This window comes from Defluviicoccus vanus, assembly GCF_014672695.1.
In the GTDB taxonomy this organism is placed as follows: Bacteria; Pseudomonadota; Alphaproteobacteria; order Rhodospirillales; family Defluviicoccaceae; genus Defluviicoccus; species Defluviicoccus vanus.
Genome location: NZ_CP053923.1, coordinates 579435 through 601628 on the forward strand (window position 1 = coordinate 579435; position 22194 = coordinate 601628).

Sequence of the window (22194 nt, forward strand, 5' to 3'; positions counted from 1 at the left end):
GCCGCCAGCGGAAAAGTCCCTGCTGCCGCATCTGCATCCTGTTCCTTTCAGCTCGCCGCCGAAAATACACGCATCCCGGTTAATTCACGCCCGAAGCACGCGCGCCGGCTTCGCCGGCCGACTTTGTATCCGCACGCATGAAACCGTAGGCATCGAATGAAATCGTCAGCGCACTGTCGCGGCCGTCGCGGCCGCGCGATTGCTCCCCGGAAACATCGACGTTATCGAGAAAGAGATACGGCCGGTCACCCTCCAGCCGGAACAGAACCTTCTGCAGTTCCGCGGTGTCAGCCGTCATCGTCACCCGAACGCCAATGCGGCGGAAGCCATCGTCATCGATACCGGCGAGCACCTGGGTAGTGGTCAGCCGACCGCCACTGGTTTGCACCACGTCACGGATGCGGCTCTGCAGTCGCGCCGCAACCAACGTTTCGTTGTCACCCTGCAGGTAGCCTTCGCCTGACATGGGCTTGCTGCGCAACACCGTCAGGCGCTGCGAAAGGTCGGCCGCGTCGGCAGCAAGGCGCTGGTAGCGGCGCAGCAGCTCCTGCTGTTCGCTGATCGTCTCCTTATTCTCGGCATAGGCGCGCCAGATCGGGGCGATGCCGAAGGAATAGACCGCACCGATGAGCGCAAGCAGCAGGCCCACCGCAACCAGACGACTCGCCGGCGGCGAAAGCTGGATCATTGCTGTGCTGCCTTCTCCGGCTGCTGGCTGGATGGTGCCTTTTCCAGCTGCAGGCTGATGGTGAACCGTTCGGCGTCGACGCGCGGATCGCGCATCAGCGGCGCCATGAACTGCGGTTCCTTGAACAGGGGTGAGTTATCGAACGGTCCGATCAGATTGGACGCTGCGGCGGAATAGCCGAATGTCTGCACCTCGTCGCCGGAAAAACGCACCCGATACAGCCACGAGTCGTCTGGCATGATCCGCGTCAGTTCATCAAGCGTCGCCAGCCGGGTTGGCCGCGCCATCTTGCGTTCGATGAGAAAGCGGTCGAGAGCCGTCAGGTGATCGATCTCTTCTTGAGTCTTGCGTGCCGCGTCTGCCGCTTTCCGCGTCTTCGCCACCTCGGACGCCAGCGCCTCGCTCAGTTGCGCCTGACGGTACAGCGGTACCGTGATCAGACCGATGCCGAGCAGCACCGCCATCGCTGCCATCGTCGCCGCGATGGCGATCCGCTGAGTGCGGCTCGCCCGCACTGCCACCGTCTGCGCGGCGAGCGGGATCACCCGTGGCGGCCCTGCCGGGTCAGCCACTTCGATCCCGTTGATCGCCACGCCCCAGGATTGGAGGGCGCGCACCGTCGCATCCACCTGCGAGCACGGCACCACCGTCAACGCCACGGCAATCCGCTGGCGGTCCGGCATCCGCCGCACCACACGGGCATCGAAGTAAACCTGCTGGTCGGTAAACGGCGTTTGCCGTTCCATGTCGAAACTGATCACCTCACGCAGGTTTTCTTCCGTCGCCGCAGGCAGCTCGATCGTTCGTCGCAACGCCGATCCGGCCGGCAGACACAGCAGCACGTCGCGTCGGCTGGAATCGAGGCCGGCAAGAATCTGCCTGATTTCCGTTGCCACCACATCGTCCGGCACACTGGCAACCGATAGCCGACCCAACTCGTGGCTGCTGCCGTTGTTGGCGTGATGGATAGTCAGCGTCTCGTCGCCAGCGATGAAGAGCAGACGACTGCGCTCGCGGAACAGCCAGCGCTGCAGCCGCGGCGGAATGCAGGCCTTCAACTCCCCCAGCCACCAGCGGAGGAAGGCGAGCCAAAGCGCCTTCAGACGGTCCATCGGCATGCCATGCGGTTCACGATCGTCTCCTCTTCAATACGCCGCCTCGCGCACCGTCGGCGCGACGATCAGGTCGGGCCAGACGCGACGATCGCCGCGCGGAAAGCTGACCCGAACCGAAACCAGTTCCGGCAGCAAGGTCCGGGTGAGCCAAGTGGGCTGCCAGCTGCGCACCGGCGAGTTTTCCCCCGGTCCGAAATAGACGAAATCGATGGAACTCGCCCCATCGATAAGGACGACGGTCTTTGCCGCCCCGCCGCCTGCCGCCGCCTGCCGCGGACGCGCCGCTGCTGCCACCGGGGCAAAATCGCGCACCTGCAGCACCAGTTGGTCGCCGCTCCGGCCACGCACCCGCGCCAGGGTGATCGCATGCAGCCCACCGACAAAAAGCCTGCACGGGCGCCGGTCCGACAAAGGAGACAGCATCGGTGCTGCCTTGAAACTGAATGGTGGCCTCGCCGCTTAACGTCGTCGTTGCCAGCGGCAGCGCGGTAGCTATGAGACGGCGCACAATCGCGTAGGCAGACTCCACGCCGGTCACCTGCTCCGCAACCGCGTCCGCTTGTTCCCACACTCGCGCACCAAAGCGGAGGCCGCTGGCGAGGATCGCCGTCAGCAGCGCGAAGAGGGTGATCGCCACCAGCAGTTCGATCAGCGTGAACCCAGCGTTCGATCGTCGCCGCCATGCAGCAGCCACGCGCCAGTAGGCGGTGCACAGATGGACCGTGCACAGCTGCCGTCCGCTCATTGCCCATTATCCGTCTGCCCGGCCTCATCGCCGCTTTCTGTGGCGACGACGCGAAGCGTCGTCAGTGTCACGGCCTGGTCGCTGCGCTTGCTGTTCCTGCTGCCCCACGAGACCACGACGGTGAGCTGGTAAAGGGCAACGGGGGCGTCGCGCAAATCGTCGGCAAGCGGTTCAGTGTACAAGGAAACATCGGCCAGCCACCGGTAGCCATCCGCGGTCTCTCCCGCCAGGCGTCTGACGGTAGGAGCGCTATCCGCCTCTAACTCCGCAAGTTTCGACTGGGCCATCATCGTGGCGATCACGTGACGTTGCGACGCGCTGGTGCCGCGAATGCCACCAGAAAATAGCTGCAGTGCCGCGGCGAGGACGAATGCGCACAAGGTGAAGGCGACCAGGACCTCCAGCAAGGTAAAGCCGCGCGCCGAGTCATCGCCCACCATCGCCCGCCTCAACCACATCGGCCCGGCCGGTCAGCCAGTCGACCCGGACCAGATACGTCTGCTTCGCCGATGTCAGCGTAACCTCGCCGCCGGTCGAGCTGCCATCCGGGAAGAAGCGGATCCGGCCGGCGGTCCGACCAAGCCGCTCGGTTTCAGCCGCGAAGAGCGATACGTTTAAACCTTCGGGCAAGTGGTGCGCTGGTCGTCCGTCGGTAGCGTAGGTCAGTGCGTTGGTATCGATGGTCAGCGCCAGATCGCGATTGCCGGCGATCGCCGCCCCGCGCGTCTGCCGCAGCACCGTCGCCAGATCGCGCGCCGCGGTTCGCTCGCGGGCGGCACTGAGACGGCCACCGATGGATGGCAGGGTGACGGCCGTAACCATGGCCAGAATCATCATCACCACCAAAAGTTCGAACAGCGTGAAGCCGCGCGTCGACGCTGCGATACGAGGAGAGCCCCGGCGCGGTCGCGCTGGCAACGGAGGCTGTCGCCGCTTCAGCCGTCGGCTCCAGATACGCCGACGGTTGCGATCCATGCCAATGGCCCACGCATCGCCCTGCCTCACATGGCCAGGGTGTTGATGCTGAGCATCGGCAGTAGGATCGAGACAACGATACCGCCGATCATCAGGCCCATGAGCAGCGTTATCGTCGGCACGAGCAGGGTCAACAGTCGCTGAATGCCACGCTGGACTTCGACCTCGTAGGTTTCGGCGACGCGGAACAGCATGTCCTCCAATCGGCCACTTTCCTCGCCAATGCGCAGCAGGTGCGTCGCAAGTCGCGGCAGTACGCCNNCGCTTCCTCCAACGGCCGGGCGAAGGACTTGCCCCTCCTTCACCTTCTTCTGCACCGCCTCGAATGCCACCGCCATCACCCGATTGCTCAGCGTTTCGCGGGCGACGCCAAGTGCGGCCAACAGCGGCACACCGTTGCCAAGCAGGGTACCAAGGGTAAAACTCACCCGCGCCGCCTCCGCCTTGGTCAGCAGATCGCCGATCAGTGGCAGGTTAAGGAGGCGCCGGTCCCAGCGCAGCCGCCCTGCTTCGCTCTGCCGCGCACGCACGATCCACAGCACGGTGATCAGGAACGCCAGCACCGGCAGCCACCAGAACCGTTCCGCCACCGTACCGACGCCAAGGACAATTCGGGTTATCAGCGGCAGCGGGAAGCCTGCCTNCGGTGAAAAAATCTGCTGGAAGTTGGGGATGACGACGGTAACGATAACGCCGACCGAAATGATCGTCGAGATCAGCAGAATCATCGGATAGAGCAGCGCCGAGCGCAGATTCTGCAGCGACTTGTGCGTCCGCTCCATGAACTCCGCGGTTTTCGCCAGCACCAGATCGAGCGCACCCGAGGTCTCGCCGGCGCGTGTCATGCCGATGACGAAACGATCGAAGGTATCCCCCTGCGCCGACATGCTCTCTGCCAGCGACACGCCACTGCGGACCTTGTCGAGCAGGCGCTTGACGACAGTCTTGACCAGCGGCTTTTCCGCGTACTGGACCGAGGTTTCCAGCGCCTGATCTAGTGGCAGGCCGGCCCGGATCAGCATCGACAGATCCTGCAGCAACATGGTCAGATCGGTTCGCGAAAGTCGTTCGCGGCGGCGAACCTCCCGATCGAACCACTGCGTCAGTGAACCGCTTTGCTGCTCATCGGCGCGGATCGGCAGGTGGCCCAGCGTCCGCAGATGGGCGATGACGGCCGCCTGTGTCGGCGCCTCGATTTCGCCTTCGACCACCTCGCCGGTTTCGGTGACGGCCTTATAGCGAAACATTGCCAAGGGCTGCCTCACGTATCGCGGGTTACNCCGCAGCACATCCTCAATCGAGGTGATGCCGCGGACCGCCTTGCGCAGGCCGTCTTCGTAGAGGGTGCGCATGCCACCTGCGACGGCACAGCGCTGGATTTCCTGGGCGTCTGCTCGCTTCAGCGTCAGCCGACGGACATCCTCGGTCAACACCAGGATCTCGGCGATCCCGGTGCGACCGCGATAACCGGTGCCGGTACACTTGTCGCAGCCGACCGGACGATAGAGGGTAAGCGGCCCTGCATCGGTGAAGCGATCGAGCCGCAGATCGGCAGCGAATTCCCGCGCCGACGGGTGTGGCTGGCGGCAGTGAACGCAGAGCGTGCGCACCAGACGCTGCGCCGAAATGGCGTTGACGGTAGAGGCGATCAGGTAGTCCTCCAGCCCCATGTCGAGAAGTCGGGTGACAGTGCCGGCAGCGGAGTTGGTATGCAAGGTGGAGAGCACCAGGTGGCCGGTAAGCGCTGCCTGGGCGGCAATCTGCGCCGTCTCCAGGTCGCGGATCTCGCCGATCATGATGATGTCGGGGTCCTGGCGCAGCATCGAGCGCAGGACGTGAGCAAAGGTTAGGCCAATCAGCGGCTTGACCTGCACTTGGTTGACGCCCTCCAGTTGATACTCGATCGGGTCTTCCACCGTCAGGATCTTGGTATCGGCGGTGTTCAGGCGCAGCAACGACGTGTATAGCGACGTGGTTTTGCCGCTGCCGGTGGGACCAGTCACAAGGAGCACGCCGTTCGGCCGTTCGAGGACTTTAAGATATTTCTGCAGCGTATCATCGGCGAAACCGAGAGCGCTGAAATCGAAGACAGCGCTGCCCTTGTCGAGAATACGCAAGACCACACTTTCGCCGTGCATCGTCGGCANGGTGGAGACGCGGAAGTCCACCTCCTTGCCGCGGACGGCGAGCTTGACGCGGCCGTCCTGCGGCAGCCGGCGTTCGGCAATGTTCAACTTGGCCATGATCTTGACGCGCGAGACGATGGCGGCGCGCAAGCTGGGCGGCGGAGCCTCCACCTCGCGCAGCACGCCATCGATGCGATAGCGGATGCGCAGCTTGTTCTCGAAGGGCTCAATGTGAATGTCCGACGCGCTGACCTCGACGGCACGGGTGATCAGCAGGTTGACGAGGCGAATGACCGGCGCTTCGCTGGCCAGGTCCTTGAGGCGCTCGGCATCATCGTCGGCCTCGTCGAGTCCGGCTTCGCCCAGTCCTTCGACCATCTGATTGAGGCCGGCATTGCCGCGACCGTAAAGCCGCTCATGCGCACGCTCGATATCTGCCGGCACGCCCACCCGGCGCTCGACCCGGCGGCCGCTGGCGACGGCGATGGCNNGCTGGCGACGAACGCGTCGGGGATCAGCCATCGCCAGCGTCACCGTTGCGTCGGTGGCGGCGAGTGGCAGTGCCTTTGCCTCCTTGAGGAATTTACCGCTGATCAGTTCGGCGAGGACCGGCTCGTCCGGGTAGTCTTCGGCCACGAGCAAGCTGACCCCGAGCGCGCCGGCAAAGGCCTCCGCCATCGTCCGTTCGGCGACTAGGCCGAGCTTGACCAGGATCGTCCGTAGCGGTTCGGCCCCTTCCGCACTCAGGCGGCGCGCGCGGTCCACCGCCGCACGCTCCACATGCCCCGCCTCGATCAGGTTGCCGACGAGATCATCCTCGATCACATCCACGTCGGCGACGACGTCGGCTGCCGCAACGACATCCATCAGCGCGTTCGCTCCGCTCCTGTTTAGCGTCTTGGCCCCCTGCTCGCGACCGGGAGTTGCCCGGTTTCGACGGCTGATCGGAAGTGTGCCATGACGATCGCCCGAAGCCAAACCACCACTCGACCGCTCCGGCCTCCCCGCCCAAACAAACCTCGATCGGTTGAGATTATAGCCGCCAGTGCACGCGGGTGTGCATAAACTTTTTCCATGTTCGGGCGCCGGCTGGGCGACAAAATTGACCGTCCCTTGGCGACGATCACAGTAGGGCGCGGATGGGCTTGCTAAGGTCAGCGTTATTGCGGTCGGCCACAGGTGTGCACAAGGGCGCCTGACTGCACCGCGTCCACTGTCTCGACGCCCGTTAATGCTGAGGGAATCATGATTGCAGGCCTGCTGGGATATGGCATCGTTCTGTTGGCGCGACGGCTGCACAGCCGGTGTGGTTTCGCTGCGGTGCTATGTCTGGTTGCCTTAGCAGCCGTCGCCTCGTCCGGCACGGCCATGGCCGGCACCGCACCCGCCTGTCTCGCCGCAGATATGGCATCGTGGGCGAACCGGTCGCAGCTGATGGTCGGGGCGATGATGGAGGACCAGATCGCCAGTGCGGCGCCCTTTGATCTGCGCTACGTCTATATTGCCGGCCAGTTTCCCGACGGTGGTTCGCCTTGCGCGTCCTGCGCCGCGGCCTGTTCAGTCAATGGCCGCAGTTGTAGCAATGACGATGGCGGCGACTGCGGTTGGTGGGGATGCTGGCAGGATTCCCAGAACGCGCCTGGCGCCTTCGCCCGGCAGCTGATCACCATGACGACCGCCGGTAAACAGCTGCCAATCTTCACCTATTACACTTTTTTGCTGGCAAGTGGTGTTGACGAGGGCAAGCCCGAAATCGCCAAGGCCGCTGACGCCGCCTTCATGCGCACCTATTATGACGACTTTCGTTTCCTGCTACGGCAGATCGGCACGGCGAAAGCGATCGTGCATCTGGAGCCGGATTTCTGGGGCTATGCCCGCCAGGTAAATCAGGACCCACGGCTGATCGCGGCAGCAGTCGCCAGCGCCAACGCCCGCGACTGCGCCGGCCAACCTAACAGCATCGCCGGCATGGGCCACTGTCTCATCCAGATGGTACGGACCTACGCACCGGCGGCAAAGGTCGGCTTCCATGCCAGTGCCTGGAACGCCTCGCTCAACAGCCGCAGCAGCTTCGATGTGGACGGCGATGCCCGCGCCACCGCCGCGTTTCTGGCGCTTTTGGGCTCGGCCGATCTGGTGGTAGTGGAGGCCGACGACCGCGACGCCGGCTACTATCAGGCGGTGAAGGGCAGCAATCACTGGTGGGATGAAACCAACGCGACGCTGCCCAACTTCAACCAGATGTTCCAATGGGTGACGACGTTGACCACGTCGTTGCAACTGCCGGCGCTGTGGTGGCAAATGCCCCTCGGCAACATGGCTCTGGCCAATACCGACTCCGGCTGGCACGACAACCGGCTCGACTATTTCTTTGCCCATATGCCGGAGGTGGCGCACACCAACAGCTTCGGCGTCGTCTATGGCCCCGGCGCCACCGGTCAGACCACCCCTTCCACCGACGGCGGTCTGCTGCGGCAACGCACGCGTGCCTACGTGGCGGCGGGACGAACCGACATGTGTCAAACCCTTGCCGTGATGTGAGCGGTACATGAGCGGTCGTGCGGCGGCTACCGCGCGCGCCCACAAATGCCTCCACCTCATCGGCTGCCTCGTCGACTTCGTCATCCGCTCTGGACGAGCTACCTGGAGCAGGCGCATCCCATCCACCGCCGCCGGAGGCGCTTGATCGCCGCCAAGCAAGTCCGTAGTCTCCGCCATCCCTGTTGCATTTTGGATGTCGCGGTCGGTCATGGATGTGCGGAGCGGGTTTATCGAGACGATTGGCAATACGCCGATGATCCGCCTGCGCCGGGCGTCGGCGGAAACAGGGTGTGAAATCCTGGGCAAGGCGGAGTTCCTCAATCCCGGCAGTTCGGTCAAGGACCGGGCGGCACTGGCGATCGTTCGCGACGCGGAAGCGCGTGGCCTGCTGCAGCCGGGTGGCGTCATCGTCGAAGGCACCGCCGGCAATACCGGCATCGGCTTAGCGCTGGTGGGCAATGTCCGTGGCTACCGGACGATCATCGTCATCCCGGAGACGCAGAGCCAAGAAAAAAAGGACATGCTGCGGTTGTGCGGTGCCGAGGTGCGCGAGGTGCCGGCCGTCCCCTATAAGGATCCCAACAATTACGTCAAGCTCTCCGGCCGGCTGGCCGAAGAACTGGCGCAGCGCGAACCCAACGGCGCCATCTGGGCGAATCAGTTCGATAACGTCGCCAACCGCCGCGGCCACTACGAAACCACCGGCCCCGAGATCTGGCGGCAAACCGATGGGCGGGTCGACGCCTTCATCTGCGCCGTGGGCACCGGCGGCACGCTCGCCGGCGTCGGTCTCTACCTCAAGGAGCGTAATCCCAACGTCGTCATCGGCCTTGCCGACCCCTGCGGCGCCGCGCTTTACAGCTACTATACCACCGGCGAGTTGAAGGCCGAGGGCGAGTCGATCACCGAGGGCATCGGCCAGGGGCGGATCACCGCCAACCTGGAAGGGGCACCGGTGGATCGCGCCTACCAGATCCCCGATGCCGAAGCGCTGCCGATCGTCTTTGATCTGTTGCGCACCGAGGGCTTATGCCTCGGCGGCTCATCGGCAATCAACATCGCCGGCGCCATCCGCCTCGCTCGCGACCTGGGACCAGGCCACGTGATCGTCACCGTCCTCTGCGACTATGGGACCCGCTACCAAAGCAAGCTCTTCAATCCGGCATTCCTCCGCAGCAAGGGGCTGCCGGTCCCCGACTGGCTGGAGACGACGCGATGATGCTTCCGGAAACGGCTGGACTCTGTGATACGGCGTGGCTTGCGACGCGGCTGGAGAGTTCGCAGGTGTGCGTTGTCGACGGCAGCTTCTTCCTCCCCGGCAGCGGTCGCAACCCACGCGACGAGTTCTGTGCACAGCATATTCCCGGTGCCATCTTCTTCGACATCGATGACATTTGCGATCCCGAATCCCAGCTGCCGCACATGCTGCCGAGCCCCGAGGCGTTCGGGGCAAAGATACAGAGTCTCGGCATTACCAACGCCCATCTGGTGGTCGCCGCCGACGACGCGCCAGGTTCGGCAGCGGCAGCACGGGTATGGTGGATGTTCCGGGTCTTCGGCCATGACCGGGTGGTCATCCTCGACGGTGGGCTGGCCAAGTGGCTGGCCGAGGGCCGCCCGGTTGTTGCGGGAGATCCCCCGGCGCCGATCCCCGCTCCCTCGCCCTCGCGGCGCCGGCCGGCACGGCGACTTCGCGGCCACAGGGCACCCCGCACGCCCCAACGCTATATTCCAGGATTCCGCCCTGCCCTCGTTCGTTCCGCCGACGAGGTATTACGGACGGTGGCAACCGGCGAGGCGCAGTTGATCGACGCGCGCAGCCCCGATCGCTACCGCGGCGTCGAGGCCGAACCGCGACCATCGCTCCGGCAGGGACACGTCCCGGGCAGCCTTAACCTGCCTTTCAGCGCGTTTCTCGACCCTGAGCGGCTCAACAGCTGGCGTAGCGAAAGCGAAATCGCCGATCTGTTCACCAAGTCCGGCGTCGACCTGGAACTGCCGATGGTCTGCTATTGCGGCTCCGGGATCACCGCCTGCGTCGCCGCTTTTGCCGCTTTTCGTCTCGGCCACCAGACGGCAGCGGTTTACGATGGCTCCTGGGCAGAATGGGGCAACCGTGACGACACCCCGATCACCACGTAGCCAGGATCATCTGGCGACGGCGACGCAGCTCGCGCACGCGGGCAACGCGCCGGCCGCNNGAACCATGGTGTTGTCAATCCACCTGTCTACCACGCCTCGACCATCGTCTACCCGACTCTGGAGGCACTCGAACACGCCGACCGTACCCCCTACGAGGGCACACGCTATGGCCGGCGCGGAACGCCGACCACCTTTGCCCTGGAGGAAGCGGTGGCAACCCTCGAAGGTGGCGACCACTGCGTCGCTGTGCCCTCGGGCCTCGCCGCCATCACCACGGCGCTGCTCGCTTTTCTTAAGGCCGGCGATCATCTCTTGATGGTCGATACCACCTACGGTCCCGTTCGCCGCTTCTGTGACGTCTTGCTGAGCGGCCTCGGTATCGAGACCACCTATTACGATCCGCTGGCGGACGTCACACCGCTGCTGCGCGACACCACCCGCGTCGTCTACCTGGAGAGTCCCGGATCGCTCACCTTCGAGGTGCAGGACGTGCCGGCCGCTGCCACTGCCGCCCGCGCCGCCGGCGCCGTCAGCATCCTCGACAACACCTGGAGCGCCGGCCTGCTGCTCAAGCCCTTCGCGCACGGCGTCGACGTGTCAATCCAGGCGGCAACCAAGTATCTCGTTGGCCATTCCGACGTCATGCTGGGGACGATCACCACCACAGCTGACACCTTCCTGCGGGTCAAGCGTGCTTCGGCATTGCTCGGCACCGCGGTGGGACCGGACGACTGCTACCTCGGCCTGCGTGGCATGCGGACGCTATCGGTACGCCTTCCCCGCCATCAGGAAACGGCGCTGCAAGTGGCGCGGTGGCTCGCCGGCCGCGCGGAGGTGACGCATGTCCGCCATCCGGCCTTTGGTGATTGTCCCGGCCACGCCGTCTGGCGACGCGACTTCTCTGGTGCGAACGGCCTCGTCACCATCGTCCTGCAACCAGCATCGAAGCGGGCGCTGGCGGCGATGCTGGACGGTATGAAGCTGTTCGCCATGGGTTACAGCTGGGGCGGTTACGAGAGTTTGATCGTCCCGATCGATCCTGCGGCGGCACGATCGGCGACAGTATGGCCCTATTCCGGTCCCTGCCTGCGGCTGCATTGCGGTCTCGAGGACCCCGCCGACCTGATCGACGACCTGGAGCAAGGGTTCGCTCGTCTGCACGCGGCGTCCTGACCGTTGTCCGGTGCCTGCTCCGTTCGCCTGATCACGTCCCTTCACCAGTGCTTGCCACGTCGGCGGGAAACAGCCGCTGCTGCATCTGCTCGCAATGGCGCACCAGGTTGCTGTGCGCCAGCGTCGCGTCCTTCAGCGGCGAGGCGATCGGCGGCACGATGATTTCGGCCACGAACGCGTAGGTCCATAGATCAAGCAACGTCGGCCGCGCGGCGGCGAAGAAGTACGTGTCCGTGGCAAGCAGTGTGCTCAGGGCCTGCACGTCGGCCATGCCCAGCGCGTAGATCTCATTGCGCCGATGGCGGCCAATGCCCTGCGCCCGAAGCGCCCGCATGATTCGCCGCCGCGGCAGCGCCGCCAGCAACCCACGCATGGACGCCGGCACGCCGCTGAACAGCTGCTCGCGGACGACGGACCAACCGGGTTGGTCAAGCCAACGCGCGTATACGCCCACCCAATAGGTATGTTCATCGAGCATCCGCCGGCAGGCATGCGCAATGGCACGCTGCCGCGGATTCAGCGCGGCATCGAGATCAATCCCGCGCTGACGGGAGAGGTGGGCGATGATCAGTGACGAGTCACCGACAACGGTGCCATCCGTATCCTCGATGAAGGGCACCTTGCCCTTGGGCGCCCGGCGGAATGTTCGGCGCAGATCGAAGGGAACCACCCGTGTAGGNNCGATAGCCGTCTCGTGGAGAAAGCTTTCGAGCTTGAGGCAGAAGGGACTGGGATCAGCCAGCCCCCAGGCCGGTCCGAACTTATGCAATTTTACTGTCATCACGCGGGCTCACTCCCCACATACTGGCTGTGTTCATCGGCTGGCATCAGGGATCTGACGTCGCGCGCGCAAGGCGGTCGTCACTACGAGGACTCTATTGCTCGCCGGTTGTCGGCCGAGGGAACTCGGATTCGTCTTCGATAATGGTCGCAGCATGCGATCGTCACTGCCTTGCGGACACTATGGGTGCATTGTGGCAAAGCTGCACGCGTTGGCGGAGCAGCGCTAACTCGTCTTTGGTTTGCCAAGTGCATACAGATGCAGCATATGCAATTTTTGCGAAGCAGCTGCCGCTAAGTTGGGCTATCGCAACGATTGGAGGATGATTATGATGACGTTTGCTTTGGCGTGCACCCAGCGGTCAACGACAGCATAGAAGATTGCCATGTGGGCCTCCTGGACTCTCAATTGGGACGAGATTCGCGAGGACATCGTCATCGGCTCCTGTCCGATGACCACGGCGGACATCGATCGCATCGTTGCCGAACTCGAAGTGACAGCGATGCTGTCACTGCAATCCGACGAATGTCGCACTCACTTCCAACTGGACTATGACGCGTTACGTGCGCATGGGAAAAAGCACCGATTGACCATGGTCAACACGCCCATGCTGGACTTCGATCCGCCCGACCAGCGTCGCCATCTCGCCGAAGCGGTGCGGAGCCTGCACGAGTTACTTGCTGCCGGTCACCGCGTGTACGTCCACTGTACCGCCGGGGTCAATCGCGCNCCCCTGGTCGTCCTCGGCTACATGACCTTCGTGGAGATGCAATCGCCGGATCTGGCACTTGCCGTGTTGAAGGAGGCTCGTCCGGGGGCCGATCCGTCAATGGAGGCGTACTATGGTTGCCGCGATGATCTGACCGATATCCTCCACGATCACATTCTCGTCCGCGCCTATTATCTCGCCGAGGGAAGCCCACGCCAGGACACGGCTTCCAACTGGTTTGAAGCTGAACGGGACGTTCTGCGTGGCGCGTTCGTTAACGCTCGGTTTTTCCACGCCGCCGCCTGGATCCACATCGTGAAACCTGGACAGTCGCTGCGGAGCCGCAATCGCTGTAGCACGGAGCTAGAGCAGGAACATCGGTCGTCAGGCGTAGTGAACAACCGCCTTCACGCATCTTAGTTGCATGGCTTGGTAGCTGCCAACGATGTCTTTTGTTGATCGAGACACCGGAAAGCCGTTTCGTACCTTCACCCGCGGAGCGAACTGTTGCTGGTTCATGCCCGACAACGATGCAATGGCGGCACCTCCGCCTCTCGTTCTGTTTCTGCATGGACAGGGCGAACGGGGCAGCGGCGGAACGGATCTGCAGCAAGTCTGTCGCTGGGGCCTACCCAAGTTTCGTAGCGTCGGCACGCCGCTCGCCGACGCCCCCTTCCCGTTTCTGGTCATCGCTCCCCAATGCCCGCCGCAACGGTTCTGGCATGACGACGATATGCAGGCAGCGATCGAGCGGCTGCTCGACAACTTAGTGAGTGAGGGCTTGGTCGACCCCGATCAACTTTTTGTTGCCGGCTTCAGCATGGGCGGGATCGGCAGCTTCTGTCTGGCGCTGCGGAATCCCAGCCGCATCGCCGCCCTGGTCTCGGTCTGTGGTCGCTGTCCCCTACCGGAGTCGCTGGCCGGTTTGGCGACCTTGCCGATGTGGATCGCCTATGCTGAAGACGACGAATTCAGCGAGCTTGCCGAAGGCTCACAGCTGGCAATCGACGTCCTGTCGCCCTTCGGCAAGGTGGTCAAACGCACCTACCGTCTTGGTGCCATCGATGGTCTTTCGGCACACCTCCGGACGGCAGACGCCGCATTTGCAGACCACGAACTCTATCGTTGGCTTGCCCGCCAGCGGCGCCCCGTCGCACCGGCCGTTGCTCAAGCGTCCATGCGGCCGTAGCTGCTGCGCATCTCCCGCTTCAAGGTCTTGCCGGCAACGTTGCGCGGAAACTCCTCATAAATGACAACGTCGACAATACGCTGAAACTTCGCCGCCACCCGCTCGTTTGTCCAGGCGATGAGGGTTGCCCTGTCGAGGCTCTCGCCAGCGCGCACGGTGACCGCCGCAACCGGCACCTCTCCCCATTTGTGGTCGGCGATCCCGAACACGGCGACTTCGCGCACCGCCGGATGACGAACGATGACCTCTTCGATGTCATAGGGATAAACGTTGACCCCGCCGCAGATGATCATGTCCTTGATCCGGTCGACGAGAAACAGGAATCCCTCTGCATCGACGTAGCCGGCATCGCCAGTGTGCAACCAGCCATCAACGATGGCCTTCGCCGTCAGGTCCGGCCGCTTGTAGTAGCCCGGCATCAGGCAGGGACTGCGGCCGCAGATTTCCCNCACCTCGCCCACGTCACACTCGCTGCCGTCATCGCGGAGAATACGCATTTCCATGAATGGCGGCGGGCAACCGACGGATCCCAGCTTACGGATGGCATCGTGCTTGTCGAGGACGGTCATGAACCCTTCGGTGAGGCCATAAAGTTCATAGAATCGGCCGGGTAGTTCGTCGTTGAGTCGTTCCTTGAAGCGGACGTGCAACGGCGCCCCAAGATTGTGCAGCATCTCGAGACTCATCAGCTTTTCGGGCGCGTAGGCTGGGCTTTCGAGGATGGCAATGATCTGCGACGGGACAAGGACGATATGCGTGACCTTCCAGCGGGCGATATCTTCGATCACTCGCTCGGGGCTGAAGGCCTCATGCAAGACGTACGTACCACCGACAAACATCCACGGCATCAGGTCAACCATGCAGCCGTTGAATACAATCGAACCAGCGTGCAAAACAACACTTTCTGGCGTCATCCGCCATGCCTGCGAGAACAACGTACAATACATTGCTCGCACGTAATGGGAATGGACAATTCCCTTCGGTAATCCCGTCGTACCGCTCGAATACATGATGTTGAATTCGTCAGCATCTACCAGACCGGGATCGCCGGGATCGCTGTCATTAACGCTGGCAAGTGCATCCTCGTAGGCGCGGTAACCAGGCACCGGGCCGCCGACAACCAGCCATCGATCGGCGTCGATCAGCGGCAACCGGTCCCGGATGCGATCGAAAACAGGCGTAAAGGCGACATCGCCAATCACCAGTCGCGTATCGGAATCAGTCAGCAGCGTCTGCAGCCCGCTCTCCTGCAGCAGCGGGCTCATGGGGACGATGACGAAGCCGGTTCGAGCCGCCGCCCAATAGGCCGCCATCAAAGGCAAGCCATTGCCCAGCACCGTCGCGAACTTGTCCCCTTTGCGCAATCCGGCAGCAATAAGGGCGTTCGCCAGACGATTGACGTAGGCGTTGAGCGCTCGATAGGAAAATTGCTGCCCCTGCGTCACGAGGGCGATGTGATCGCCGCGGTAGCGGGCGTGACGCGGCAACAGTGTACCGATGTTCATGTTCCCTCCCTCATTTTGTTGCACTGCACAAAATTCTGCGGTTGTCCCGGTTGTCCGGCGTGCCAGGCGATAAGCGTTCAGCAGCAGGGGCGCTGCGCGCAACCTCTGGCATTGGATCCAGGAGCGTGCTAAGCCAGCCTAATACCGTCAAGTTCACAGTGTCGCGAGAAATTCGTGGAAACCGTTACCGCCAAGTTTGCGGTGGGCCAGGTGGTTCATCATCGCCTGTTCAATTACCGGGGCGTAATCGTCGATGTGGACCCGGTCTTCCGCGGCAGCGATGAGTGGTATGAGAAAATGGCACCCAGTCGGCCGCCAAAGCGCCGGCCTTGGTACAAAGTACTGATGCACGGGACTGACAACCAGACCTACGTGGCAGAGCGCAACTTGGAGCCTGATGCTTCGGGAGATCCGGTGCACCATCCTGATCTTGATGCCTATTTTTCTCAATTCGTCGACGGTGTGTATATTCTTCGCCAGCGCGGCAACTGAGCTCGCGTTTGCGTTTGCCTAGTGTCCGGTCGTGGTCAGCGACGTCAGACGGCGCTGGAAATGTCTATCTCGCGATTGCACAAAAGAAAGTCTGTGGTTCGATCGCGGTGGGTGCTAGAAAGGCCCAACCTCCCAGGACGGCGTGGGCACAATAACCAATCCGAGGGAACGAACATGGAACTCAAGGTCCTTGCCTTCGTGCTTGCAGGCGGCGAAGGAACGCGTCTATTTCCCCTGACGAAGGAGCGCGCCAAACCGGCGGTACCCTTTGGCGGCAAGTATCGGCTTGTCGATTTTGTTCTTAGTAATCTTGTCAATTCCGGCATTTACTCGATCTACGTGGTCGTTCAGTTCCGCAGCCAGTCGCTTTTGCAGCATCTGAGCGAGGGCTGGCAGCTGGGTAGCTTGCTCAAAAGCGAGTTTATTGTTCCGGTGCCGGCGCAGATGCGCACCGAAGGCAAGGACTGGTACCGCGGAACCGCAGACGCAATTCATCAGAACATCAATCTGATCGAGCAGTCGGCACCGAACATCGTCTGCATCTTTGGCGCTGACCATATCTACCGGATGAATATCCGCGACATGATCGAGTTTCACGAGCGCAAGCGCGCGCACGTCACCGTCGCGGCGATTCAGGTCGACAAGCAATATTCAAAAGAGTTCGGTGTCATTGAAACCACCACCGGCAACCGCATCGTTGGTTTCCACGAAAAGAACCCCAACGCACCAACGATGCCAAACGACCCGTCGAAGGTGTTTGCCTCGATGGGTAACTATATCTTTTCGACTGACATGTTGCTGAAGCTGGTTCAGGAAGACCAGGAAGACCCGAATTCAAGCCATGACTTTGGCAAGGATATTTTGCCAAAGGCGATGAAGCATTGCGAAATGTTTGCTTATGACTTCATGAGCAACAAAATCCCAGGTGAATTGCCAGGGAAGCTTCCCTACTGGCGCGATGTCGGTACGCTCGATGCCTATTTCGATGCCAATATGGATCTTCGATCCATTACGCCAGAGTTGAATCTATTCAATCGCCAGTGGCCACTGCGGACGTCCGGCTATTCCGATCCGCCGACGAAGTTCGCCTTCGACGAGGAAGATCGGCGCGGTCAGGCCATCGACTCCGTGCTCGCCGGTGGCTGCATCATCTCCGGTGGCTTGGTCCGCGACTCGGTGATCGGCCGTAGCGTCTACGTGCACGCCGGCGCCGAAGTGGATAGCTGCATCATCTTCGACAATTGCCATATCGGCCGCCGGGCGAAGTTGCGTCGTTGTATCCTCGAGAAGAACGTGCGCATCCCCGAAGATGCCGTCATTGGCTACGATCTGGAAAAGGACAAGGAAAAGTACTTTGTCAGCGATTCCGGCATCGTCATCATCACCGGGCCACGCTCGCCGGTGCAACTGGCAACGCTGACGGTTTGAGCCAGCAAGCAACGGCGCCGCTGTCGGCGCCGTTGCCGCCTTACTTCTTCGCCGACCCCAGCTTCAGGCTTTGGCCTGTGGGACAGGTTGCGGCGCCGTTTGTGTCCCAGAGGACAGGCTGCATGTCGGTGTTGGTCCAAAATGGGGCGTCATCGGCGACGCAAACACAGGCACGGAACTGACACATCCCCGAAAGTTCCGCGTCTTTGCGTGCCCCCGCCGGGGACGCACATCCGGCCAGCGTTCCGCTGGCAATCAGGGCGGCAATCAGGGCAACTCCAGGCGCAATCACGCGGCACCATCTTCGGCCGGCGCTACGCGTGCGGGAGGTGACGTTGTGTGTGCGTGCTTGCATCGACGCTCCACTTATCCAGATGCATCTCTACAGCCGCGGCATGACCACAGCCGCGTTGTCGTCTTAGGCGTCGCCGTCAGCCGCCACCACCGGTAAAATGCACGGGCAACGCTGATCTCACACCAGCCAGCCTCGCAACGATGCCATTCTTTTTCTGCCGCAACGGAGCCCGCCTTGTCCAGCCTCCCCGCCACGCCCACCGGTCATGAAGCCGCCTCGATCCTGCTCGACATCGGGGCGGTTGGGATTCGCCCGGCCGAACCATTCACCTTTACGTCGGGATGGGTCAGCCCGGTCTACATTGATTGTCGGCGGCTGATTTCCTTCCCGGCGGAGCGAAGCCGCATTATCGCCCTGGCCGACGCGCTCATTGATCGCGAAATCGGCTACGCCGCGGTCGACGCCATCGCTGGCGGTGAAACGGCAGGAATTCCCTACGCCGCTTGGCTCGCCGATCGTGCCGCCAAACCCATGCTGTATGTGCGCAAGAAGCCAAAGGGATTCGGTCGCGATGCCCAGATCGAAGGGGTTATCAGCGACGACGCCCACGTCCTCCTCGTCGAGGATCTGGCCACCGACGGCGCGAGCAAGCTCGCGTTTGCCGAAGCGCTCCGCCGCGCCGGCGCCCGGGTAACCGAGGCGCTGGTGGTGTTTTTCTACGGCATCTTTCCGGGTAGCATCGAGACTTTGCAGGCGGCAGGATTGCGGCTGCACTGGCTCGCCACTTGGTGGGACATAATCGCCGCCGCTGAAGCGCGNCGGCATCTGCACCCCGACGAACTGCGCGAGGTACGCCAGTTCCTTGCCGATCCGGTCGCCTGGTCAGCGGCACGCGGAGGGCGCGCCGCCCTGTAGCAGCCTTTGGTGTCAGGCGCGCACCAGCATTGCCAGCAGGCGATTGTTGTATTGCATCATTCTCCTGGCCACGTTGGTACCGGCAGCGGCAGCATACCCCAGCAACGTGGGCTGGCCTGCGAGGGTGAGCATGTGGATGCTGACGGGCGATGCGGCTCGCTCAATGCCCGTCGCCTGCCCGTCTGGGCACATTCTGCTTCCTCGTCCGGAACTTCTTGCCACCCGGCACGGCCTCAGCAATGCCGGCAAGGCTCTGGCGGATGGCGCCTACAAAATCAAGGTCGAGGCCAAGCGCAGCGACGGCACCAGCCTCGACGTCTCGACGCATGTGCTGGTTCTGGTGAGCTGGATCGTCAATGCTGGCAGCAACCCACAGCTGGTGATCGGCGACGCGCAGGTCCCGCTGTCCGAGGTCCTGTCGGTCAACTTGCCCGCCGCCATGACCAGCACCACCGTCGACGGCTGAGGCATCCCTGCTTCGCCAGCGTCGGCTGCCCCCGCCACGACTGAACAGGCCCCGGACCACCACGCCACCTTCGCTGCCAACGGTGCACGAATTAACCGCTTCTTCAGCACAGCCGCCTATGCTCTGCCCTGCGATGCCCGTTCGGCAGTTGCGCCGAACGGCCCGATGCAGGGACAGATATGCAGAAGCTGACTGGCATACTCCGCACCTTTGGACCGGCTCGACTGGCGATCATGGGGCTGACGGTGGCCGGGCTGATCGGCGTTTTAGCCTGGCTGCTCGTGGACAGCGGCAAGCCGTCGCTGTCGCTTCTCTATGCCGATCTGGAGATGACCGACGCATCGCGGATCACCGCGCAACTGGACGCCGCCAAGGTCACCTACCGTCTCGGCAACGATGGAACATCGGTTTTCGTCCCCAGCGATCAGGTGGCGAAGCTGCGGGCGACACTTGCCGAACAGGGACTGCCCACCGGCGGATCGATGGGCTACGAGATCTTCGATCGCACCGATGCTCTCGGCAGCACCAACTTTCTCCAGAATGTCAACCTGGTACGCGCGCTTGAGGGCGAGCTGTCGCGCACCATGCGCTCGATCGACACCGTAAAGTCGGCACGCGTGCATCTGGTCCTGCCGCAGCGGGAACTGTTCAGCCGCGAGACGAAGGAACCCAGCGCCTCCGTCTTGCTGCAAATGCGTGGCACCGCGCGCTTGACGCAAGGTCAGGTGGCGGCGGTGCAGCATTTGATCGCTTCTGCGGTTCCTGGACTTACACCCGGGCGGATTTCGATCATCGACGGCCAGGGAACCCTGCTTACCACCGGATCGGAGGGCGATGATGCGGAAGCCGGGATCGACACCAAGGCAGACGAGCGGCGACGCCAGCTGGAGGCGAAACTGACGCGGGCGGTCGAACAACTGGTCGAGCGAACCGTAGGCCCCGGCAACGTACGCGCAGAAGTCTCCGCCGACATGGATTTTGATCGGGTCAATACCAGCCAGGAGATTTTCGATCCCGACGGCCAGGTCATCCGTTCGACACAAACCGTTCAGGAAAACAACGCCAACAGTGAGCGCGACGCTAATCCGCCGACCACGGCGGCAAACAACCTGCCAGATGCGAACGCGGGCGCCACCGCCGGTGCCGGATCGACCAACTCGGAGAACCGCAACGAAGAGACGGTCAACTACGAGTTCTCGAAGAAGGTTATCAACCACGTCAAGGAAACCGGTGTCGTCAATCGCCTGTCGGTGGCAGTCCTGGTTGACGGCAAGCGCACCGCCGATGCCGCAGGCAAGCCGGTCTATACCGCCCGTACACCTGAGGAACTGGAGCAGTTGACCGCCCTGGTGCGCAGCGCCGTTGGCTTCAACGCCGCCCGCGGCGATAAGGTGGACGTGGTGAACATGCCCTTCGCCACGCTGGAGATGCCGGAGGCAGAGGCAGCCTCCGCCCTGCCGCTTGGTCTGGAGCGCAGCGATGTGGTGCGGCTGGTGCAGTACCTGATCGCCTTTTTTCTCGCTCTCCTCGTCCTGCTGCTGGTTGTGCACCCGCTGTTCAAGCGCTCACTGTCGCCAATGCAACTGGCCGCCGCCGGTGCAACGTCGTCAGCCTTGCTCGAGAGCCAGCTGGGAGCAACCGGCAACACCCCGGCGATTGCCGGCCCGGGGGCAACAGCTACCGGCACGGGTCTGGTGCCAGGAAGCGCCGATGCGAAACGCGACGAAGGTCAATCCGAAGAATTGCTGGATCTGGCTCAGGTAGAAGGTCGGGTCAAGGCATCCTCGCTGAAGAAGATCGGCATCATTGTTGAGCGTCATCCCGAAGAGAGCCTGGCGATCATCCGCTCGTGGCTCCACGCGGGCGAATAGGAAGGCGGTTGCATGAGCCAGCACACCGACATCAGCACCTTGAGCGGGTCGGAGAAGGCGCCGATCTTCATGCTCGTCATCGGTTACGTCCAAGCGGCGAAATTGTTAAAGGTGATGGATCATGATGAGATCCGCGCCATCTCGCAGCACATGGCGCATCTGGGGACGGTCAGCTCCAGCGTTGTCGAGGCATTGGTCAACGAATTCACCATGACCATCGACTCCGCCAGCTCGCTGATCGGCACCTACGGGTCCACCGAACGACTCCTCAGCAAAGTGCTCGATCCGGAACGTGCGCAGCAGATCATGGAAGAAATCCGCGGTCCCTCCGGTCGGACGATGTGGGACAAGCTTGGCAACGTCAACGAGGGCGTCCTCGCGAACTATCTGAAGAACGAATACCCACAGACCGTTGCCGTCGTCCTGTCGAAGATCAGGTCGGTCCACGCTGCCCGCGTCCTCGCCCTGTTCCCGGAAAGTTTCGCCATGGAAGTGGTGATGCGCATGCTGCGGATGCAGTCGGTGCAGAAGGACATCCTCGACCACGTTGAAAAGACGCTGCGCACCGAGTTCATGAGTAACTACGCACGTAGCAACCGGCGCGACGCGCACGAATTGATGGCGGACATCTTCAACAACTTCGATCGCAATACCGAGTTTCGCTTCATGGCGGCACTCGAAGAGCGCAATCGCGAATCCGCCGACCGCATCAAACAACTCATGTTCACCTTTGAGGATCTGTCGCGGCTCGATTCCGGCGGCGTGCAGTTGCTACTGCGGCGGGTTGCGAAGGAACAGCTGACGGTCGCCCTCAGGGGTGCCTCCGAGACGTTGAAGGAGCTGTTCCTGACCAACATGTCCGAACGCGCCGGCAAGATGATGCAGGAGGACATCAACGCCATGGGTCCGGTTCGCCTGCGTGATGTGGACGAAGCCCAGGCGGCCATCGTCGCCGCCGCCAAGGCATTGGCCGAAGCCAACGAAATCGTTATCGCCGGCAGCGACGGCGCCGACGAACTGGTCTACTGAGCCGGGGGA

General features: G+C 62.8%; 20 protein-coding genes and 1 pseudogene. 12 read left to right on the plus strand and 9 right to left on the minus strand.

The features are described from left to right. Positions 1-79: 79 nt before the first annotated feature. The 7 genes and pseudogenes from gspM to gspE all read right to left on the minus strand — a co-directional run bounded on the left by gspM (position 80) and on the right by gspE (position 6516). Positions 80-688: a type II secretion system protein GspM gene (gene gspM / locus HQ394_RS02595; RefSeq protein WP_190261894.1), complete on the minus strand. Its 609-nt coding sequence runs from the start codon at positions 686-688 to the stop codon at positions 80-82. After that, positions 685-1806 carry a PilN domain-containing protein gene (locus HQ394_RS02600; protein ID WP_190261895.1) on the minus strand — a complete coding sequence of 374 codons (1122 nt, stop codon included), beginning with the start codon at positions 1804-1806 and terminating at the stop codon, positions 685-687. The genes gspM and HQ394_RS02600 overlap by 4 nt, the downstream gene beginning before the upstream one ends. A gap of 27 nt (positions 1807-1833) precedes the next feature. Continuing rightward, positions 1834-2226, minus strand: coding sequence for a hypothetical protein (locus tag HQ394_RS19435; RefSeq protein WP_223292149.1), 393 nt, complete (start codon positions 2224-2226; stop codon positions 1834-1836). A gap of 181 nt (positions 2227-2407) precedes the next feature. Continuing rightward, a pseudogene (locus tag HQ394_RS21000) lies at positions 2408-2548 on the minus strand (type II secretion system protein); the annotation flags it as partial. Beyond that, complete coding sequence (locus HQ394_RS02610) at positions 2545-2988, minus strand: type IV pilus modification PilV family protein (protein WP_190261897.1); 444 nt, start codon at positions 2986-2988, stop codon at positions 2545-2547. The pseudogene HQ394_RS21000 and the gene HQ394_RS02610, both read right to left, overlap by 4 nt. Beyond that, positions 2975-3523, minus strand: a complete 549-nt coding sequence (locus HQ394_RS02615) for a GspH/FimT family pseudopilin (protein ID WP_223291799.1) — start codon at positions 3521-3523, stop codon at positions 2975-2977. The genes HQ394_RS02610 and HQ394_RS02615 overlap by 14 nt, the downstream gene beginning before the upstream one ends. A gap of 26 nt (positions 3524-3549) precedes the next feature. Then, positions 3550-6516 carry a type II secretion system ATPase GspE gene (gspE, locus tag HQ394_RS02620; protein WP_190261899.1) on the minus strand — a complete coding sequence of 989 codons (2967 nt, stop codon included), beginning with the start codon at positions 6514-6516 and terminating at the stop codon, positions 3550-3552. Between the two features lie 378 nt (positions 6517-6894). Between gspE and HQ394_RS02625 the strand changes: the two genes are divergently transcribed. The 4 genes from HQ394_RS02625 to metC all read left to right on the plus strand — a co-directional run bounded on the left by HQ394_RS02625 (position 6895) and on the right by metC (position 11505). Further along, positions 6895-8190: a hypothetical protein gene (locus HQ394_RS02625; protein ID WP_190261900.1), complete on the plus strand. Its 1296-nt coding sequence runs from the start codon at positions 6895-6897 to the stop codon at positions 8188-8190. Positions 8191-8398: 208 nt separating this feature from the next. Continuing rightward, positions 8399-9409, plus strand: coding sequence for a cysteine synthase A (locus HQ394_RS02630; RefSeq protein ID WP_190263083.1), 1011 nt, complete (start codon positions 8399-8401; stop codon positions 9407-9409). Further along, a complete protein-coding gene (locus HQ394_RS02635; RefSeq protein WP_223291800.1) occupies positions 9406-10332 on the plus strand; it encodes a sulfurtransferase in 927 nt (308 codons plus the stop codon). The genes HQ394_RS02630 and HQ394_RS02635 overlap by 4 nt, the downstream gene beginning before the upstream one ends. Before the next feature lie 102 nt (positions 10333-10434). Continuing rightward, complete coding sequence (gene metC / locus HQ394_RS02640) at positions 10435-11505, plus strand: cystathionine beta-lyase (RefSeq protein WP_223292013.1); 1071 nt, start codon at positions 10435-10437, stop codon at positions 11503-11505. A 31-nt stretch (positions 11506-11536) separates the two neighbouring features. On the opposite strand, the gene HQ394_RS02645 is transcribed toward metC, so the two are convergent. Then, the gene (locus HQ394_RS02645) at positions 11537-12286 is read right to left on the minus strand and encodes a glutathione S-transferase family protein (RefSeq protein WP_223292014.1); all 750 of its coding nucleotides are present in this window, start codon (positions 12284-12286) and stop codon (positions 11537-11539) included. Between the two features lie 385 nt (positions 12287-12671). On the opposite strand from HQ394_RS02645, the gene HQ394_RS02650 reads away from it, so the two are divergent. Both HQ394_RS02650 and HQ394_RS02655 read left to right on the plus strand, forming a co-directional pair. Beyond that, the gene (locus tag HQ394_RS02650; protein ID WP_190261902.1) at positions 12672-13415 is read left to right on the plus strand and encodes a dual specificity protein phosphatase family protein; all 744 of its coding nucleotides are present in this window, start codon (positions 12672-12674) and stop codon (positions 13413-13415) included. A gap of 97 nt (positions 13416-13512) precedes the next feature. Further along, positions 13513-14184: a carboxylesterase family protein gene (locus HQ394_RS02655; RefSeq protein WP_223291801.1), complete on the plus strand. Its 672-nt coding sequence runs from the start codon at positions 13513-13515 to the stop codon at positions 14182-14184. On the opposite strand, the gene HQ394_RS02660 is transcribed toward HQ394_RS02655, so the two are convergent. After that, the gene (locus tag HQ394_RS02660) at positions 14163-15689 is read right to left on the minus strand and encodes a class I adenylate-forming enzyme family protein (protein WP_190261904.1); all 1527 of its coding nucleotides are present in this window, start codon (positions 15687-15689) and stop codon (positions 14163-14165) included. The two genes, HQ394_RS02655 and HQ394_RS02660, sit on opposite strands and share 22 nt — an antisense overlap. Positions 15690-15863: 174 nt before the next feature. Here HQ394_RS02660 and hspQ point away from each other — a divergent pair, with 174 nt between their 5' ends. The 6 genes from hspQ (at position 15864) to fliG (ending at position 22185) form a co-directional block, all read left to right on the plus strand. After that, positions 15864-16181, plus strand: coding sequence for a heat shock protein HspQ (gene hspQ, locus HQ394_RS02665; RefSeq protein ID WP_190261905.1), 318 nt, complete (start codon positions 15864-15866; stop codon positions 16179-16181). 60 nt (positions 16182-16241) lie between these two features. Then, positions 16242-17609 (plus strand): glucose-1-phosphate adenylyltransferase, encoded by a 1368-nt coding sequence (gene glgC, locus HQ394_RS02670; RefSeq protein WP_190261906.1) that lies wholly within the window; start codon positions 16242-16244, stop codon positions 17607-17609. Positions 17610-18138: 529 nt separating this feature from the next. Then, positions 18139-18819: an orotate phosphoribosyltransferase gene (locus tag HQ394_RS02675; protein WP_190261907.1), complete on the plus strand. Its 681-nt coding sequence runs from the start codon at positions 18139-18141 to the stop codon at positions 18817-18819. A 136-nt stretch (positions 18820-18955) separates the two neighbouring features. After that, positions 18956-19285: a flagellar hook assembly protein FlgD gene (locus HQ394_RS02680; protein ID WP_190261908.1), complete on the plus strand. Its 330-nt coding sequence runs from the start codon at positions 18956-18958 to the stop codon at positions 19283-19285. A 179-nt stretch (positions 19286-19464) separates the two neighbouring features. Then, positions 19465-21156 carry a flagellar basal-body MS-ring/collar protein FliF gene (fliF, locus tag HQ394_RS02685; protein ID WP_190261909.1) on the plus strand — a complete coding sequence of 564 codons (1692 nt, stop codon included), beginning with the start codon at positions 19465-19467 and terminating at the stop codon, positions 21154-21156. Between the two features lie 12 nt (positions 21157-21168). Then, on the plus strand, positions 21169-22185 hold the full coding sequence (gene fliG, locus HQ394_RS02690) for a flagellar motor switch protein FliG (protein WP_190261910.1): 1017 nt from the start codon (positions 21169-21171) through the stop codon (positions 22183-22185). Positions 22186-22194 lie beyond the last annotated feature (9 nt).

Bases quoted from the DNA above. Each gene is read 5' to 3' on its own strand.
- gspM (WP_190261894.1), bottom strand. From the start codon at position 688: ATGATCCAGCTTTCGCCGCCGGCGAGTCGTCTGGTTGCGGTGGGCCTG.
- HQ394_RS02600 (WP_190261895.1), bottom strand. From the start codon at position 1,806: ATGCCGATGGACCGTCTGAAGGCGCTTTGGCTCGCCTTCCTCCGCTGG.
- HQ394_RS19435 (WP_223292149.1), bottom strand. From the start codon at position 2,226: ATGCTGTCTCCTTTGTCGGACCGGCGCCCGTGCAGGCTTTTTGTCGGT.
- HQ394_RS02610 (WP_190261897.1), bottom strand. From the start codon at position 2,988: ATGGTGGGCGATGACTCGGCGCGCGGCTTTACCTTGCTGGAGGTCCTG.
- HQ394_RS02615 (WP_223291799.1), bottom strand. From the start codon at position 3,523: ATGGATCGCAACCGTCGGCGTATCTGGAGCCGACGGCTGAAGCGGCGA.
- HQ394_RS02625 (WP_190261900.1), top strand. From the start codon at position 6,895: ATGATTGCAGGCCTGCTGGGATATGGCATCGTTCTGTTGGCGCGACGG.
- HQ394_RS02630 (WP_190263083.1), top strand. From the start codon at position 8,399: ATGGATGTGCGGAGCGGGTTTATCGAGACGATTGGCAATACGCCGATG.
- HQ394_RS02635 (WP_223291800.1), top strand. From the start codon at position 9,406: ATGATGCTTCCGGAAACGGCTGGACTCTGTGATACGGCGTGGCTTGCG.
- HQ394_RS02655 (WP_223291801.1), top strand. From the start codon at position 13,513: ATGCCCGACAACGATGCAATGGCGGCACCTCCGCCTCTCGTTCTGTTT.
- glgC (WP_190261906.1), top strand. From the start codon at position 16,242: ATGTCTATCTCGCGATTGCACAAAAGAAAGTCTGTGGTTCGATCGCGG.
- HQ394_RS02680 (WP_190261908.1), top strand. From the start codon at position 18,956: ATGCTGACGGGCGATGCGGCTCGCTCAATGCCCGTCGCCTGCCCGTCT.
- fliF (WP_190261909.1), top strand. From the start codon at position 19,465: ATGCAGAAGCTGACTGGCATACTCCGCACCTTTGGACCGGCTCGACTG.
- fliG (WP_190261910.1), top strand. From the start codon at position 21,169: ATGAGCCAGCACACCGACATCAGCACCTTGAGCGGGTCGGAGAAGGCG.